This is a genomic window from Fredinandcohnia quinoae (genome assembly GCF_022427965.1).
Taxonomy (GTDB): Bacteria; Bacillota; Bacilli; order Bacillales; family Bacillaceae_L; genus Ferdinandcohnia; species Ferdinandcohnia quinoae.
Window position 1 is genome coordinate 13,797 of the sequence record NZ_JAKTTI010000023.1, and the last position, 16,102, is coordinate 29,898.

Here is a 16,102-nt window from a genome sequence, read left to right on the forward strand (position 1 = left end):
TCTCTACTTACCTATTTTCAAACCACTTTGACAGGTTTTCTTTCACAAATTCATCATCATGTAGATGTGGATAATCGCTATAAATTCGATTGATTTCTTCTGATTGACCTGGACTTAATTTTTCTCTCTCGAGTAGGCACCAGTTTCCTTTTAACAGCCCTTGTCTAGTCAAAACTTCATTGATCCCAGCAATACAACCTTTGAATTGATTGCTCACATCAAAGAGGACGGCATTTGCATCTGTCATTTCCTGCCCCATTGTTAGCCACTCACTCGGGATGGCATCCTCCTTTCGAACCTCTTTTAATTCATTAAAAAGCTCCACAACTCGTTTCGTCCAAACAGACCAATGACCAAGTAAGCCACCAACAATTTTCTTTTCTACATTTTTATTACCGACCCTGACTTTAAATGTTGTCAATAAGTCATTGACGATGTTGTCATCATTACCTGTATATAAAGCAATTTCCTCATTTCGACTTGAATGACAAACTGCCCTCACGACATCAAGGGATTGATAACGATTAAATGGTGCAAGCTTAATTGCATGTACGTTTGGAATGTTAGCAAAACGCCTCCAAAAATCATATGAAAAGACTCTCCCTCCAACTGAAGGCTGTAAATAAAATCCAAAGACCGGAATAATTTCTGCTATTTTTCCAGCACGATCAAGTAATTCATTCTCACTTAGGTCTTGCAATCCCCCCATACTCAATAAACCTAAATCATAGCCAATTTCTTTACTGTATGTTGCTTCTTTAATTGCCTGTTCTGTCGGCCCACAAATACCAGCTATTTTTATAAAAGTATCTGGAACCTGTGCATTTTTCATTTCATCAATTGCTAATTGTAAAACCTTCTCATATAAATTAAACTGCAGATCACGAATTTCAAACTGTGTTGTATGCACTCCTACTGCAACACCGCCCACGCCTGCGTCAATATAATAACGGGTAAGTGCCCGTTGCCCCGCTTCATCTAGCTGTCTATTTTGTGTCAGTGCCAATGGATGTGCCGGGATAACAGTTCCTTCATGTAAATGTTCTTTTACTTTGGGGTTCAACATTTAAAACGCTCCTTCTCGCTCTTGGAAATGAGTCGGCTTATTATGTGTAGCGCCGTCATTCGCCACCCATTCGGCAATCATATCAATCATTTCACGAAGTGATACTTTCGGATAACCAAATAATCGATGTGCCTTTGAGGCATTATTAAGCAATGCTTTTGGATCTTCTTCATTTATGAAAATTGCCTTTTTACCAAAATGCTTTCCAAACTCTTCTGCAAGCCATCGAACTGAAATGGTTTCTGGACCTGTAACATTCAAAATAGTCGCCGGTGCCTTGCAATGAAGTAATGAGCGTATGGCATATTCGTTCGCATCCCCTTGCCAAATGACATTTACATTCCCCATCGTAAGATCAATTTCATTTCCTTCATACACTTGCTTTGCCACTTCGAGTAAAACTCCATAGCGCAAATCAATTGCATAGTTCAATCGGAAGATGACCATTGGAGTCTTATTTTTATGAGAAAAATACGTAAGGATACGTTCACGTCCAAGACAAGACTGACCATACTCTCCAACAGGATTCACAGGAGTATCTTCTGAACAATTACTACTTACAACTGTCGTTAATGGATACACATTACCGGAAGAAAAAGCAACAATCCGTGAATCTTTAAACTTTTCAGCAAGACGGCCTGGAAGATAGGCATTCATTGCCCACGTAAAATGCTCGTTCCCAACCGTTCCAAATTTATTTCCTGCCATATAGATGATGTTCTTCACATCTGGTAATGCCTCAAGCTCAGTTTCATTTAATAGATCAGCTGTGATTGTTTCAATTCCAGCTTGTTCTAATTCCACTCTTAGCATTCCATTTGAAAAACGCGATACCCCAATGACCCTCTTCTCCAAGCCTGCCTTGTCAATCGCCCTTTTTGCTAATTTTGCTAATGTTGGCCCCATCTTTCCACCCACACCTAAAATCAAAATATCACCATCAATTTTGGCAAGGTCCTCAATTAAAACAGTTGATGGCTCCGTCAAAAAGTTTTCTAATTCTTCAATTGTTCTCATCCACAACACTCCTAATCGTTATGCCTAATACTTTATTGAAATTTCAGAAATATCATTTCATCCTCATTTTATGGACACATACATTAAAAGACAAGTCTATAAAGTGTCTTTATATCAAAAGATCAGTACTATTGAACCTTGTCCTTAAAGGATTCTTTGACATTTCACTAGTTTGTCAGTATGATATTTTCAAAAAGACAAGTCTATTAATATGTCTTTAAGATAGGAGTTGATCACTTGCTAAAACAACATTCAATTGATGAGGTTACTTCTGAAATCAAGATTGGTGTTATCGGTCCCCATGCCCTTATGGAACAAACAAAGAAATCTTTGAAATCGTTCCCAAATTTCAAACCTATATTATGTTCAGTAAAATACGATAGTAATATTACTGACACTGCAAAAGAAATCATGAATGGAGTAGATGTTATTCTTTTCACAGAATATCATTTATACGCTTCAGCTAAACGAGAAATCGATTTTACTATTCCTGTTCATCACGTTCCTTTAATGGGTACAGGACTTTATCGCTCATTATTCCTCATCAAGAATAGCTATGGCTTAAAACATCTCTCCATTGACACAATCGAGGAGAAATATGTAGAACAAATCCTCTTCGAACTTGAAGAATCTAACTACGAATACACAGTCTTTAAAAATCAATCACAACCAAATATGATAGAAAATATCATCAATTTTCATATTGAAAACTATAAAAATAATGGTTCGATCGCAATTACTGGTATTGAGGAAGTCTCAAACAAACTAACTGAACTCGGTGTTGCTAATCAATGGGTTATCCCTACACATCAGGACATGATTGTGTCACTTGAACGCGCATTATTAGCAACAAAAACAAGAAGAAATAAGGAATCCCAAATTGTTTTCGGACTCATTAATATCGATAATTTTAAAAGAGTTATTGAAAAATATACATCAGAGCATGATGTTCAATTATTAAAATTGAAGGTCCAGCAAATGCTGCTTGATTACATCAAACAGCTTGACGGTCATCTACTTAACTTAGGTGGTGAAGAATATTCATTCATCACAACACGTGGTATTTTTGAACGTGAAACAAGGGGTTATAAGTTCATCCCTTTACTCCAAGAAACGAAAAGTAAAATTGGATTAACCTTAAGCATAGGTGTTGGGTTTGGACGAACTGCTGCCGAAGCAGGCAGTCACGCCCGACTTGCATTACGTCAATCAATTGAATTAGGCGGTAACGTTTGTTACATCGTTCGTGAAGACAGGAGTGTAATCGGACCTGTAGATATCACTACCCATCTCCAGTACGAAAGATATGATCTGTCCATTACAGATGCGAAGCTTTTAGATAAAGCAGAAAAGGCCGGAATGACTGCCGCCTACATGACAAAGCTTATGGCTCGAGTTGCTAGGTACGGAAAAATTGATTACACCGCACAGGAATTGGCTTCAACTCTCAATATTACCATCAGGAGTGCCCACCGCATCTTTTTAAAATGGATGGATGCCGAGCTTGTTGATATTGTTGGTGAAGAAAAGGTTACGTATAAAGGGAGACCACGTCGAATCTATCGGCTGAGCTTTATCGTTGAAAATGAATAAAATTGACACAAGTCGGTGAAGAACCATTTCATCGACTTTATATCGCTCTATTCATTTCCGTACATATCATTCACTATTTCAATCCTGACATTTGAATCCCTTCTGTAAAATAGCGTTGGAAGAATAGGAATATTAAAAATGTCGGAATAAACGAAAGAGCTGAACCGGCCATTTCGATTCCAAAGTTACCTTCCTTGCCTAACATAGACGCTAATCCCACTGAGATTGTGTACATTTGTTCTTGGGTCATATAAATAAGTGGCTGGAATAGATCATTCCAGTTTGAAATAAATGAAAATGTCCCAACTGTTGCAACAACTGGTATCGATAATGGTAAAATAACCTTAAAGAAAATCTTCAGATCATTAGCTCCATCAATTCGTGCTGCCTCTTCAAAATCATTCGGAATACTTTGTAAAAATTGCCGTATCAAGAATACACCCATTATCCCCCATATCTCCGGTACAATTAAAGACCAATACGTATTGATCCAACTAAATTTCGCAAACATGATATATTTTGGAATGATTAATAATTGCTGTGGAATCATAATTACCGCCATAAATATCCAAAAAGTCACTTCTCTACCCTTAAATTGTTTTTTTGCAAAAATATAGCCTAAAATAGCACAAAACAACATCTGACTTAGCACTGGGATGATTGTAATTACAACAGTATTCCAGATCCATCTAAGAAAAATCCCATCTTTAAAAATATATAAATAGTTATTGAGTGAAAGACTACTAGAAAAATCAAATAGCGGTCCTAGTAATGCATATCTCATTTCCTTAAATGAACCAAGCACCATAATCACGAATGGTATTAAAAAACATAATCCTAGCAGAATTAATGCGATATATGAAATGACCTTTTTAGTCATATTCTCCTCCTCCTTCAAGAAGCAAAACCCTATCAAAAATGATTCATTTCCTTACCTAAAAATTTCCTCTGAATTAGTGAGAAGATCAAAATAATAAAGAATAATACATAAGATAATACAGCTGCATAACTAAAGTTCAAATTCGTAAATCCTTGTTGATACAAGTAATAAACAATCGTTGTTGTGGAATAATTCGGTCCACCAGCCGTAAGTAAATATGTTGAATCAAAAATTTGAAAGGAACCAATTGTTGTAATAATGGCAACGTAAAAATGAATTGGTAAAAGGAGTGGAAATGTAATCTTCCAAAATATTTTAAGAGATGATGCCCCATCAATACGGGCAGCTTCATATAATTGTTTCGGGATTGATTGGAGACCAGCGAAATAATAAATCATTGTGCTTCCACTTACCTTAAAAATACTTAAGCCAGCAAGTACCATCAATGCCTGTTTCGAATCAGATAGAAACAATTGTGGATCAATACCGATTAAACCTAATAGATAGTTGGCCAAACTTGATTCTGTTCCACCGAAGAGCCAACCCCATATACCCGCAATAATGACAAATGAGGTGACGACAGGTAAGAAAAAGATTCCTTTAAAAAATCCTGCCATCTTAACACCTGAGTTAATGATAAGAGCCAATATTAACCCGAGCGCCATTGTTGGAACGATATAATAGATTGAAAACAGAACTGTATTCCAAATTGCTCTCCAAGCCAGCTTATCAACAAGAAATGCCTTCCAGTGCTTTAGCCCAACAAAATCAGGGGACCCTATTATTCTCCAATCTAGGAATGTCAATACAAAGCTAAATAGAAAAGGGAACACTTGGAAAATTAAAAAGTGAATTAAGATTGGGATCAAGAAAATATAAACAATCGCATTTTTATTCCATTGTTTTTTCACGCGTTCCTTGAAGGGTGGCTTCACTCCGGGTGAAAATAAAACCTTTTTACTTTCCTCAATATTTATCAGTCTAATCACCTTATTTCTTATGTAAGTTAGGAACAGAGAGCTCGATCATGACAAGATCAGAACTCTCCGTTTTGGGGTATTATTTTTTCAACTCTGCTTCAATTGCTTCTGCTGCTGCATCCGCTGCTTCCTTCGGTGTCTTCTCTCCTGCCATCATTGCTTGAATTTCTGCTTGAATGAATGGCATGATTGTACGACCTTTTGGATGGATTACACCAGGCAAAGCATATTGCGTGTATGATGCTAGTTGACTTAAATATTCTTGACCATCGAAAATATCCTTTGCAGACTCTCTTGTCGGAATATATTGGGTAACTGTATTGAATCTCTTTTGATTTTCTGAATTTGTCATCACTTTAACAAATTCTGCTGCTGCCGCCTTATTATCACTATTAGAAGGTACGACGAACATTCCTGTTGTTCCATATGTCACTTGTTCCTTATTTTTAAGTGGTGGTGCAATCACAAATTCAATATTATCCTTTGCTAATAAATTACTTAATGAAATACCAGAGCCTAAAACAGCCATGATTTTTCCACTATCCCATAACTCATCATGCTGCATCGCCGTGATAGAATCTTCTGGAATATACTTGTTTTGATATAAATCATTGATAAACTCAAATGCCTCTACACCAGCTTCATTATTAATAAGAACTTCATTATCCTCTGTAAGAATATCTCCACCTGCTTGCCATAGGTATGGATATAGTGTGCCGTTCATCGATCCTCCACCTTGATAACTTAAAGCATAGAAGCCTTTTTCTTTTGCCTTTTTAGCCCAAGCTTCAAACTCATCCCAAGTTGCTGGTAGCTTTTCAGGATCTTCGCCTATCGCCTCAATAATTTCTTTATTATAGAAGAAGGTATATGCTTCTTGAAGGATTGGAAGCCCATATGTTTTGCCTTTCCATTTTGTTGAAACAAGTGAGGATTCCACAAAATCATCCATGTCATTATCTTTTAAATATGGGTCAAGTTCTAAAAGCATACCCACATCTGCATATTGCGGCATTTGGTCTGGAATTGCATAAAATACATCTGGACCATTATTTGCTGCAAGAGCAGTTAGAACCTTTTGGTCACGATTTGCCCAAGGAATTTGTTCAAATTTAACCTTAACTCCTGTCTCTTTTTCATAAGAGGCAATAATCTCATCCCACATCTTTGCTTCTGGTTCGCCCCCACCAGTAAAAGGATGTGCCCAAACAGTGATTTCACCTTCGAGCTTTCCGTCTGTTGGTGCATCAGCCTTTTCATCGTCAGAACAAGCAGCAAGCAAAGAGCCCATAATAAGCAACATAATGAGTAATCCAAATCGCTTCATAACATAACCCCTCTCTTATTTTTCTTCATGAAAAAAGGTAAGTCTCTAAAGCCTGCACTGAATGAATGGACACCCCCTTTTATTGGCAACGCTTTCAACAGAAAGCTTACTATTATATTTTTAAACTCCTTCACCTACAAATAATTTTTTCAATATTCAATAACTAATCTTCATTTTATGTCTTTTTTCATCAAGCGACAAGTCTCTAAAGTGTCTTTAAATACAAACGACGCTATAATAAAAATATTGATTGAAAATACTGAAAAGGGTATAGTTACTTTTAAAGAGGTGGAGTGTATGGATAGGTGGGAAAAATTCAATAGAATCGCTATCTGGATGATGAAATTAGCATATGCTAATCTGCTTTGGATCCTATTTACTTTAGTGGGACTTATTCTTTTTGGTTTATTCCCTGCGACAGTAGCGATGTTTACCATTGTCCGGAAATGGTTGAATGAGGAGAATGATTTCAAGATTTTTGGAACCTTCTGGTCAATATTTCGAACAGAGTTTTTCAAAGTGAACGGGTTTGCGTTAATATTTGGGGCTATTAGCTACATCTTGTATGTTGATTTTATTTTTATCCAAATGAATGAAGGCAAACCGGCATTCTTAATACCCGTTTTTTTCTTTATTTTACTCTCATTTGTGATGACATTATTATTCTTCTTTCCTGTTTATGTACACTATCGATTAAAATTCTTTGAATATATTAAACAAGCCTTCTTCATTGCCATTACATGCCCTTTGCAAACAGTAAGCATCGGCATTAGTGTTATTGTTATCTACTACATTATATTATTTATTCCAGGAATTATCCCCTTATTCAGTGGTAGTGTATTTGCACTCCTAGCCAACTTGATTAGTTTCAGTGCATTTTCAAAAATCAAAAAAAGAAAAGGAATCATTTCATCATGACTGATTCCTTTTGAAATTCAATCGTTCAAAATAAGCTAGATTCGCTGTCCTTATTCAACATCTAATTAATTTTCAAATTCCATCCTTGTTTACATAAATGAGCTACCTTTTTTACATAGTGGAAGTATATGAGCAGCATTTCATTACTAGAAAATGCATGATAATTATCTGTTGTTTGTAAAGCCAATAATTCTTGATCCAGATTCGCTTCCTGACTGTTTAGGAAATCAAGGATCTCCTCTAACAAGATTATAATAGCCTCTGAACTGTTAGGTAATTGAGCCTTCTCGGGATCTACAACTCTAGCAGGAAATAATGGCACATTCCATTTACTATGCTTTGCTACTATATTCTCTAACTCTAATACAATGGAACGATATTGATCTTTATTTTCCCCAAATATCGCAAAAAACTGTTCGAGTAATTCATTGTAGTCCCTCCCCCAGACTAGTCCTGCATAGAAAAAGTTGTTGAGTTGATTAATCCATTTCCATGGGTATTTTTTCTTCATTTCTGCATTAGCTCGTTTGGCGTGATAGGGAACAATCAGATTTAACACACCATCCACGCCTTCATTCTTATAATCAAGAATATCTTTTTGCATTCTGTTAAGTAGTGGTGGAAATAGTTCACTTAACATAAAAGAATCACTATAATACTCTAACACTGTCATTGATGTATGATTTTGCCTTGTTTGTTTTCGCCAATCTACTAAAGCATGATGTGCGCGTTTTTGCTGTGGTGAGGGTGAATCTATTGATCTAGAATAATCTCGTCCCCAATATGCAAAAAGTACATCAATATCAGTAGATGCTTCGGTACTCTCCTTACGTTCCAGCATATTCCAAGACAACCCTGCATTATAGACGATATGCTCCACTTTGACATTAAGTTGGTTTACTTTTAATGCTGCTTTTAATCGTTCCATAAATGTTACATACGTTGGCAGAAAATCAGCGAATTCCTTCTCACTAATCCCAATATCCTCAGGCCATAGTGATAATCTAGTGATAATTGGAGTTTCCTTACAAATATCGATTATTTTTTGAATGACGATATGTTGAAGCTGATGATTTCCAGCGAAAAAATTGGGTTGCTCATTGTCTTCGCCTTTTAACAGGAAGTCTAAGCTATGTCCTCCCAAAGTTACATGTACACCCCGCTGTACTAATGCCTCTTTTATAGATGCCTTAACCTCATCCCATAAAAAGAAGGTAAAAAAGAATTCATTCAATCGGTTTTTAACTCCCCAATCAATTAACTGGTGAAGGTAAATCGGATCATTAACCGTTTCGATTATATTTCCTCTTCTACTGAAGATAGGATTATGAATGTCCCATGATTTTATAAGCGGCTTTCGTTGTGGCTTTTCTGGGGGTTCCTCAATAAGAGTTACCCACTGATATCCCAGTACTTTTTCACAATAATAATAAATACCATATAGGATTGAACGCGCTTCTTTTCCGATGATATATGTATTTGTCTTGTCTTCATATATGGCAAATCCGTCTTTCTGTAGAGGGTTCTCTTCAATAAAATATGGCGATATTCTATACTCCTCCTCCAACATTAAAATAATATTCTGCCCTTCAATTACTTTCTCTTTGTATGACGCATGATATACCTGTACCAGATGACCCGCTTTCCGTAAGTATCTTCTTAATTCTTCAACAGCAAATAAAATTGTTTGCTGTTGATTAAAATAAATAATTGTTTCCAAAGATTCTCTCTCCTCACGTTATATTTGTGAAAATAGCTGGATATGATAGGATAGTGTCGTTCATTTAATATGTTTGAATATTTAGATTTTATTTTAGGATAGCTCATTCATTCCCGATGTACAACATCAGAGTTGTAGATATAGGATTAACATTCATTTTCTAGTTTGAAATGTGATACATTAGTAAGGATAACAATTGAAAGGAGCATACATATGACAACTCATAATGAACTACCACCAAAAACTAGTACAGTTGATAAGCTCGTTACAATGGAAGCGGATGTACAGAAGGTTTTAGAAGGCAAGAAAACAGCAACACGCCGCAATGGAAGATATGCAGATGTTGGTGAAATAATGGAATTAGAAGGTAAAAAGTATCGTGTCGATAAAGTATATGAGCAAAGTCTTGGCGAATTAACAGATCAACACGCTCAACAAGAAGGCTTTGACACAGTCGAAGACTACAAACAATCTATTCTAGCTTATCACCCAGGAATGCCGTGGCTTCCGCAAATGAAGGTGTGGGTTCACGAATTTAGCCTTATAAATGAATAAATTGAGAAAAACCTTGCCACTGGCAAGGTTTTTATATTAACTCAAGATTTATCCACACTATCCACAATTGTTTCAGGCACCGTTTTTATTTTTGTGATGAAGTAGTAGTATTTGTAGATTACGACTAGGATTAGGAAGATTTTTATTAGAATGCTGTCGAGAATAATTAATGGTACAGCTATCATTGCATCAGCAAATAATAAAATGATAATTTTCTGTTTTAATGTCATCGATCTTTCTCTGACGAAGCTTTCTAGATGCCTCTTATAAATCTTCGTTCCTTTAAACCAGTGCTCAAATCGCTCAGATCCTTTTACAAAACAAAAGGATGCCAATAGCAATAAAGGTGTTGTAGGTAATACTGGTAAAATAATTCCTAATATACCGAAGCCAAGGGCTATAAATCCCATGACAATAAAGAATAATTTAACAATCTTATGTATGATGAAAGCCCCCTATCATAAATCAAGGATATTCTAATTTCTATATACATTATAGCATCTAACAATATTGCAAAAAATAAATTGAATTGTCGTACATTCACATAATTGTCAAATTACACTGTTGTATATTCCATTCTTCTTTATGATAAAATTGTATACGGTAGTGAATGGAGGTACATGCAGTTGATAACATTCTATAAAGTCATAGTTTTTATCCATATATTTTCTGCCATTCTCGGAATGGGGCCAGGGTTTATTTTAACTACTGTTGTAAAATCAGGCAATACAATGACTGAATTAAGGCATTCTTATAAAATCAGACATAAGTTACATATATTTGTTATGATTGGCGGCATTCTTTTACTAATTACTGGTTTGATTATGGGTATTATGTCACCATATCTTTTTCGAACCTTTTGGTATAACACAAGTTTGATTCTGTTTCTCATAGCACTTGCAATTGGACCGGTTATGCTATCACCACGCTCAAGACCCATTAAAGCTTTATTAGCATCACATGTGGGCGAAGATATTCCTGAGGAGTACTTCCGTTTATCAAAAGAGTTATTTCGATATGAAAATCTTGAAAATATCATTTTTTTAATTATCATTGCTCTTATGATTTTGAAGCCATTTTAAATAGAATATTTTTATCCTATTGTTGTTTAAGAAGGAATTTTAATGACCATGAAGAATAATGGAATATAACCTATTAGAGGAGGAACCGATAATGAAGTTTAATTCAATTGAGGATTTCGTACAAGAGTGGCAATACGAGGGGAGTTCTACCCAAAAAATCTTGGATGAATTAACTGACGAATCCTTATCACAGTCAGTTGCACAAGGACACCGTACGTTAGGTGATCTTGCATGGCATGTCGTTACATCACTTCATGAAATGCTTTCAAGAACTGGACTCAAATTTGAAGGTGCTGAGCATGAAAGTCCTGCACCAGCAACTGCAAAGGAAATGGCAGATGCTTACCGAACATCAAGTGAAAACATGATTTCTGCGATTAAAGAACAGTGGAATGATGATTCTTTGAATGAAATGGTAGATATGTATGGTCAACAATGGCCAAATGGATTTACACTAGGAATGGTCAACACCCATCAAATCCACCATAGAGGACAGATGACTGTCCTGATGCGTCAAGCAGGGCTTAAGGTTCCTGGAATGTACGGTCCTTCAAAAGAAGAATGGGGTCAATAAGGATATTCCCATCATGTAACAATGGAAAAATAATAAAAAAGGGGGTGACAAAAAATGTCACTCCCTCTTCCAGTTAATTTAAAAACCATTATTATCGGACAATTGCTTATACCATTTTCCACTCTTTTTAATCGTTCTCGAGTTATCTCCGTGTACATCAACAGCAACAAGTCCGTAACGGTTCTTATAGGCATTAAGCCAAGACCAGTTATCCATAAATGTCCATACGTGATAGCCTTTTACATTCGAACCTTCTTGGATTGCTTGATGGATCCATTTTAAATGATCCTTATAAAAATCAATTCGGTAGTCATCATTGATTACCCCATTTTCGTCAAGGAATCGGCCTTCACCTTCAACTCCCATTCCATTTTCAGAAATAAAGCACTCGATATTTCCATAGTTTTCTTTCACATTGATTAAAATATCATAGATTCCTTTTGCATAGATTTCCCAACCACGATAAGGGTTCATCTTTTTCCCAGGCATATCATAATAATCAAAGAAACGATCTGGTGTAAATGGTGCATATGGATTCGGCATATTTTCCTTTGCTTTTACCCGTCTTGGCTGATAGTAGTTGATGCCAAGAATATCAACCGTATTATTAAATATAGTATCAAGATCGCCTGCTTCAATATGTGGCATAAATCCTTCAGCCTTAATCAATTCTACTAAATCATCAGGATAGATTCCTTTCACGGATGGATCAAGGAACACACGATTAAACAAAGCATCAGCTATCGTGGAAGCCTTCAAATCAGCTGGATGCTGGCTTCTTGGATAGGATGGTGTCAGATTTAAAATGATCCCAATTTTCCCATCCAAATTCTTTTCCCGATATTTCTCTATAGCCTTTGCGCTTGAAAGCATCGTATGATATGCAGCGATTACAGCCTTATGAAAATCTACCGTATCAGGTAAATGTGAACCATATAAATAACCCATTTCAACTGGAACAATCGGTTCGTTATGAGTAAACCATTTCTTCACGCGGTCTCCAAATAAATCAAACGCCACAGAAGCGTATTCTGCATATGCCGCTACTACTTCTCTAGACTCCCAGCCACCTAACTCGTACATCGCTTGAGGCATATCGAAGTGATACAAATTAACGAATGGTTCAATATTATTAAGTAATAATTCATCAATCACTTGGTTATAAAAATCAACTGCCTTTTGATTAACCTCGCCACGACCATTAGGAATTAGACGTGACCAAGAAATCGACATGCGGAAGCTATTATGCCCTGTTTCCTTCAATAGTTGAATATCTTCCTTATATTTATAATAAAATTGAGATGTATTCGCTGGTCCTACTCCGTCAAAAAAACGATTTGGTTCCTGTTCAAACCAATAGTCCCATACATTCGGTCCCTTTCCATCAATATCTGCCGCACCTTCAATCTGAGTTGCCGAAACTGCAGAACCCCACCAAAATCCTTCTGGAAACTTATATTGAATATCACTCATTAGATTGACCTCCTTCGTAAAAGGCAAAACCAAGTTCAATTAAAAACTTGGTTTTATCATTTAATTTTCTCATTCTGCACACTTTTATTTCTCAATCAACTTAAACTTTTGCCACGGGCGCATATGATTTAGTAAAAATTTCTCTTCTTCAGTAACAGTTGCGACAATATTAGTTTTCCCACTGTTCTCCATATCTTGAAGTGCAATATGCAACTCGCCCTTATAACGCTCATATCCATTGTTATCAATCGTTACACTACCATGAGTAATTAAATCAGTATCATGTGCTGGAAAATCCTCATGTTTATATATTACACGACTTTCAGTAGAACGGACCATATAAGCTGATGCATCACCACGGTATACATGTTGATTTTCAAGAACAATCTCTTTTTCTACCTTCGTTGTAGCTTCTTTAAATTCAACCTTTAATTCTAATTGATAACGATTAAGGTCTGATAAGCTCTTCAGTTCTTCATCTGAAGCAAATGAATTACCGATTATGACATCATCAATTAAATCTGTTTGGAACATGTCCTTTGCTTGAACATCAAGTGGTAGAAAACGATGTTCCTCAAGCGTTGGTAGTCCTTCCTGAACTGGCCATGGACCATATGCTGCAACCTTAGAAGAAATCATCGCAGCTGTTCGAATACCGTGCTCTTTATATTGCTTAGAACATTTTAAAAAGTGCTCTCTTGAAAGACCAGTGAATCGACGCGGGTAAAAATTATGGCAGCCAATTAATTGGTGCTTATTTGGCGCGTACGAAAGAATTTGCTCCAAATAGTTAGTACCCTGACTGATGTTTAATTCAATACTTAGTCCGTGTTCGTTGTAGGACATCACACTTTCTTCCATTCCAGAGAAACCAAGATCAAGTCGAAGTCCTGAAAGTCCTAGCTCTTTAAAATAACCTAAATCCTTATAAGATAGATTCTTTTCTTGGAATACGGATGGACTTACATCGGCGATCACTTCAAAGCCAAGCTGATTTGCTCTTTTCAATAGATTCTGAAGCTTGCGAACATCATTTTCATTATCTGCAGACATTAAACAAGTGAAGATTCTAGAAAATCCGTATGAACTTGCTTTTTCAATATACTCGATTTGTTCCTTTTCAGTACCATACTGCGGATAGATTGAGATTCCTAGTTTTCTCATCCTTAACACTCTCCCTTATTTAGAACTGTGGCAAGTATTGTTTGTTTTCTTCTAAAATATCATTTAATATTTGTTTCGCAACCTTACTTGATGGAACGAAAGGATTATTCACTAATGCAAGCAGTGCCTTATGTCTGTTTCCAGTAGCAGCTGCTTCAATTGTTAATTCCTCAAATGCCTTAACTTGTTGTACTAAACCAACAACAGCTGTTGGAAGTTTACCCACCTGTAATGGTCTTGGTCCTTCACTGTTCACCACACAAGTAACCTCAACAACAACATCATCTGGTAATTGTGAAATCGTACCGTTATTTGGTACATTCACTGTATGAATAGCATTATCATTCGTCATAATTGAAGTAATAAGTGAAACCGCCGCCTCAGAATATAATGAGCCACCACGTTGTTCTAATTCCTTAGGCTTCACATTTAAATCAGGATTTTTATATGTTTCAAAAAGTTCCTTTTCAATTTCTTTTACTTGTTCTGCACGTGTACCTCTTTGTTCTGCAGCTTCTTTTTCCTCAACAAGCATTTCATCCATCATGTAATAGTACTTATGGTATGGACATGGAAGAACACGTAACGCATGTAAAAATTCTTCTTCCCAAGGAGCATCATGGATATTTCGCATATTCATATTTTTCCCTTCAATAATACCTTGAAGTAATTCATCCATTACATCCTTGCCTTTTACATGTACATTCGTTGCATATACAAGGTGATTCAATCCCGCAAATGACATGCTCACATCATCACGATCAACCTCTAAAATGTTCGCTGACATTTGTCTCATATTGATTGGCACATTACATAGCCCAATTGCCTTTACATTCGTATACTTATGAACAGCTTCTGTTACCATACCAGCTGGATTTGTAAAGTTAATTAACCAAGCATCATTAGAGTACTCTTCAATTTCCTTACAAATATCAAGAATGACAGGAATGGTTCTAAGTGCTTTTGCGAATCCTCCTGGACCTGTTGTTTCTTGTCCAATTACATCGTATTTTAATGGAATTCGTTCGTCACAAGCACGTGCATCTAGACCACCAACACGGAATTGAGTTAAAACAAAATCAGCATTTGTAATTGCTTTGACGCGGTCAAAGGTAAGTTCAACTTTAATTGGCAGGCCGCTTTTTTCAATCATTCTTTTAGCAAGACCACCGACGATTTCAAGTTTTTCTCTACCCGCTTCAATATCAACAAGTACAATTTCATCAATTTTCATTTTATCTGCACGTAAAATAAATCCTTCAATTAGTTCTGGAGTATAGCTACTTCCTCCACCAATAACAGCAATTTTCATTTTATTTTCCTCCCCATTGTATCTATTCTTGATGTACGAAAATCCAATAAAGAAAGGCTCTGTGAGAAGAAATTGTTAAAAATATAACATATCTTTTCACATAGCCACTCTATGATGATAATCTATCCTATTAACCTTTTAATGTTTCATATAAATCTACAAATTCATTAGCAAGATCTTTAAAAGTGATTGCATTCATTAAATGATCCTGTGCATGAATAAGTAGTAATGATACTTCCGTCTTTTCTCCACGAGCTTCAGCTTGAATTAAAGATGTTTGTACATGGTGAGCATTTGTTAGCTCTTGATTAGCTTTTTCCATGCACTCTCTTGCCAATTCAATATTATGATCCTTTGCAGCTTGGATCGCTTCAAAGGCATCACTTTTTGCATTTCCACTATGAAGAATAATCTTCATGATTGTTTCTTCTATATTCATTG

The 16,102-nt window shown here is 36.1% G+C and carries 16 protein-coding genes; 5 read left to right on the forward strand and 11 right to left on the reverse strand.

What is annotated here, in order from left to right; genetic code table 11:
• Nucleotides 1-7: 7 nt before the first annotated feature.
• Together MJG50_RS14180 and MJG50_RS14185 are read right to left on the reverse strand one after the other, a co-directional pair.
• On the reverse strand, nt 8-1,066 hold the full coding sequence (locus tag MJG50_RS14180; protein ID WP_240256402.1) for a dihydrodipicolinate synthase family protein: 1,059 nt from the start codon (nt 1,064-1,066) through the stop codon (nt 8-10).
• Nucleotides 1,067-2,083 carry an NAD-dependent epimerase/dehydratase family protein gene (locus tag MJG50_RS14185; RefSeq protein WP_240256403.1) on the reverse strand — a complete coding sequence of 339 codons (1,017 nt, stop codon included), beginning with the start codon at nt 2,081-2,083 and terminating at the stop codon, nt 1,067-1,069. It lies immediately after the preceding gene.
• A gap of 237 nt (nt 2,084-2,320) precedes the next feature.
• On the opposite strand from MJG50_RS14185, the gene MJG50_RS14190 reads away from it, so the two are divergent.
• Nucleotides 2,321-3,676 carry a GGDEF domain-containing protein gene (locus MJG50_RS14190; RefSeq protein ID WP_240256404.1) on the forward strand — a complete coding sequence of 452 codons (1,356 nt, stop codon included), beginning with the start codon at nt 2,321-2,323 and terminating at the stop codon, nt 3,674-3,676.
• 73 nt (nt 3,677-3,749) lie between these two features.
• Here MJG50_RS14190 and MJG50_RS14195 read toward each other — a convergent pair whose 3' ends face one another.
• From MJG50_RS14195 to MJG50_RS14205, 3 genes are all read right to left on the reverse strand, one after another.
• On the reverse strand, nt 3,750-4,556 hold the full coding sequence (locus MJG50_RS14195; protein WP_240256405.1) for a carbohydrate ABC transporter permease: 807 nt from the start codon (nt 4,554-4,556) through the stop codon (nt 3,750-3,752).
• Between the two features lie 32 nt (nt 4,557-4,588).
• Complete coding sequence (locus MJG50_RS14200) at nt 4,589-5,467, reverse strand: carbohydrate ABC transporter permease (protein ID WP_240256406.1); 879 nt, start codon at nt 5,465-5,467, stop codon at nt 4,589-4,591.
• 148 nt (nt 5,468-5,615) lie between these two features.
• Entirely contained in the window at nt 5,616-6,863 is a 1,248-nt protein-coding gene (locus MJG50_RS14205; protein ID WP_240256407.1) for a sugar ABC transporter substrate-binding protein, read from the reverse strand.
• A gap of 297 nt (nt 6,864-7,160) precedes the next feature.
• On the opposite strand from MJG50_RS14205, the gene MJG50_RS14210 reads away from it, so the two are divergent.
• A complete protein-coding gene (locus MJG50_RS14210; RefSeq protein WP_240256408.1) occupies nt 7,161-7,781 on the forward strand; it encodes a YesL family protein in 621 nt (206 codons plus the stop codon).
• 61 nt (nt 7,782-7,842) lie between these two features.
• Here the strand turns inward: MJG50_RS14210 and MJG50_RS14215 are convergent, their stop codons facing one another.
• Nucleotides 7,843-9,501, reverse strand: coding sequence for an alpha-glucuronidase family glycosyl hydrolase (locus tag MJG50_RS14215; RefSeq protein ID WP_240256409.1), 1,659 nt, complete (start codon nt 9,499-9,501; stop codon nt 7,843-7,845).
• Nucleotides 9,502-9,714: 213 nt separating this feature from the next.
• Here MJG50_RS14215 and MJG50_RS14220 point away from each other — a divergent pair, with 213 nt between their 5' ends.
• Nucleotides 9,715-10,056, forward strand: a complete 342-nt coding sequence (locus MJG50_RS14220) for an ASCH domain-containing protein (RefSeq protein ID WP_240256410.1) — start codon at nt 9,715-9,717, stop codon at nt 10,054-10,056.
• Nucleotides 10,057-10,097: 41 nt separating this feature from the next.
• On the opposite strand, the gene MJG50_RS14225 is transcribed toward MJG50_RS14220, so the two are convergent.
• Nucleotides 10,098-10,502 carry a YbaN family protein gene (locus MJG50_RS14225; RefSeq protein WP_345893243.1) on the reverse strand — a complete coding sequence of 135 codons (405 nt, stop codon included), beginning with the start codon at nt 10,500-10,502 and terminating at the stop codon, nt 10,098-10,100.
• A gap of 174 nt (nt 10,503-10,676) precedes the next feature.
• Here MJG50_RS14225 and MJG50_RS14230 point away from each other — a divergent pair, with 174 nt between their 5' ends.
• Together MJG50_RS14230 and MJG50_RS14235 are read left to right on the forward strand one after the other, a co-directional pair.
• On the forward strand, nt 10,677-11,138 hold the full coding sequence (locus tag MJG50_RS14230) for a DUF2269 family protein (RefSeq protein WP_431307293.1): 462 nt from the start codon (nt 10,677-10,679) through the stop codon (nt 11,136-11,138).
• Between the two features lie 91 nt (nt 11,139-11,229).
• Nucleotides 11,230-11,712 (forward strand): DinB family protein, encoded by a 483-nt coding sequence (locus MJG50_RS14235; protein ID WP_240256413.1) that lies wholly within the window; start codon nt 11,230-11,232, stop codon nt 11,710-11,712.
• A gap of 78 nt (nt 11,713-11,790) precedes the next feature.
• On the opposite strand, the gene MJG50_RS14240 is transcribed toward MJG50_RS14235, so the two are convergent.
• From MJG50_RS14240 to MJG50_RS14255, 4 genes are all read right to left on the reverse strand, one after another.
• Nucleotides 11,791-13,185, reverse strand: a complete 1,395-nt coding sequence (locus MJG50_RS14240) for a glycoside hydrolase family 1 protein (RefSeq protein WP_240256414.1) — start codon at nt 13,183-13,185, stop codon at nt 11,791-11,793.
• Between the two features lie 84 nt (nt 13,186-13,269).
• Nucleotides 13,270-14,349, reverse strand: a complete 1,080-nt coding sequence (locus MJG50_RS14245; RefSeq protein WP_240256415.1) for a DUF871 domain-containing protein — start codon at nt 14,347-14,349, stop codon at nt 13,270-13,272.
• A 19-nt stretch (nt 14,350-14,368) separates the two neighbouring features.
• Complete coding sequence (locus tag MJG50_RS14250; RefSeq protein ID WP_240256416.1) at nt 14,369-15,661, reverse strand: 6-phospho-beta-glucosidase; 1,293 nt, start codon at nt 15,659-15,661, stop codon at nt 14,369-14,371.
• Between the two features lie 130 nt (nt 15,662-15,791).
• Nucleotides 15,792-16,100: a PTS lactose/cellobiose transporter subunit IIA gene (locus MJG50_RS14255; protein ID WP_240256417.1), complete on the reverse strand. Its 309-nt coding sequence runs from the start codon at nt 16,098-16,100 to the stop codon at nt 15,792-15,794.
• Nucleotides 16,101-16,102: the final 2 nt, after the last annotated feature.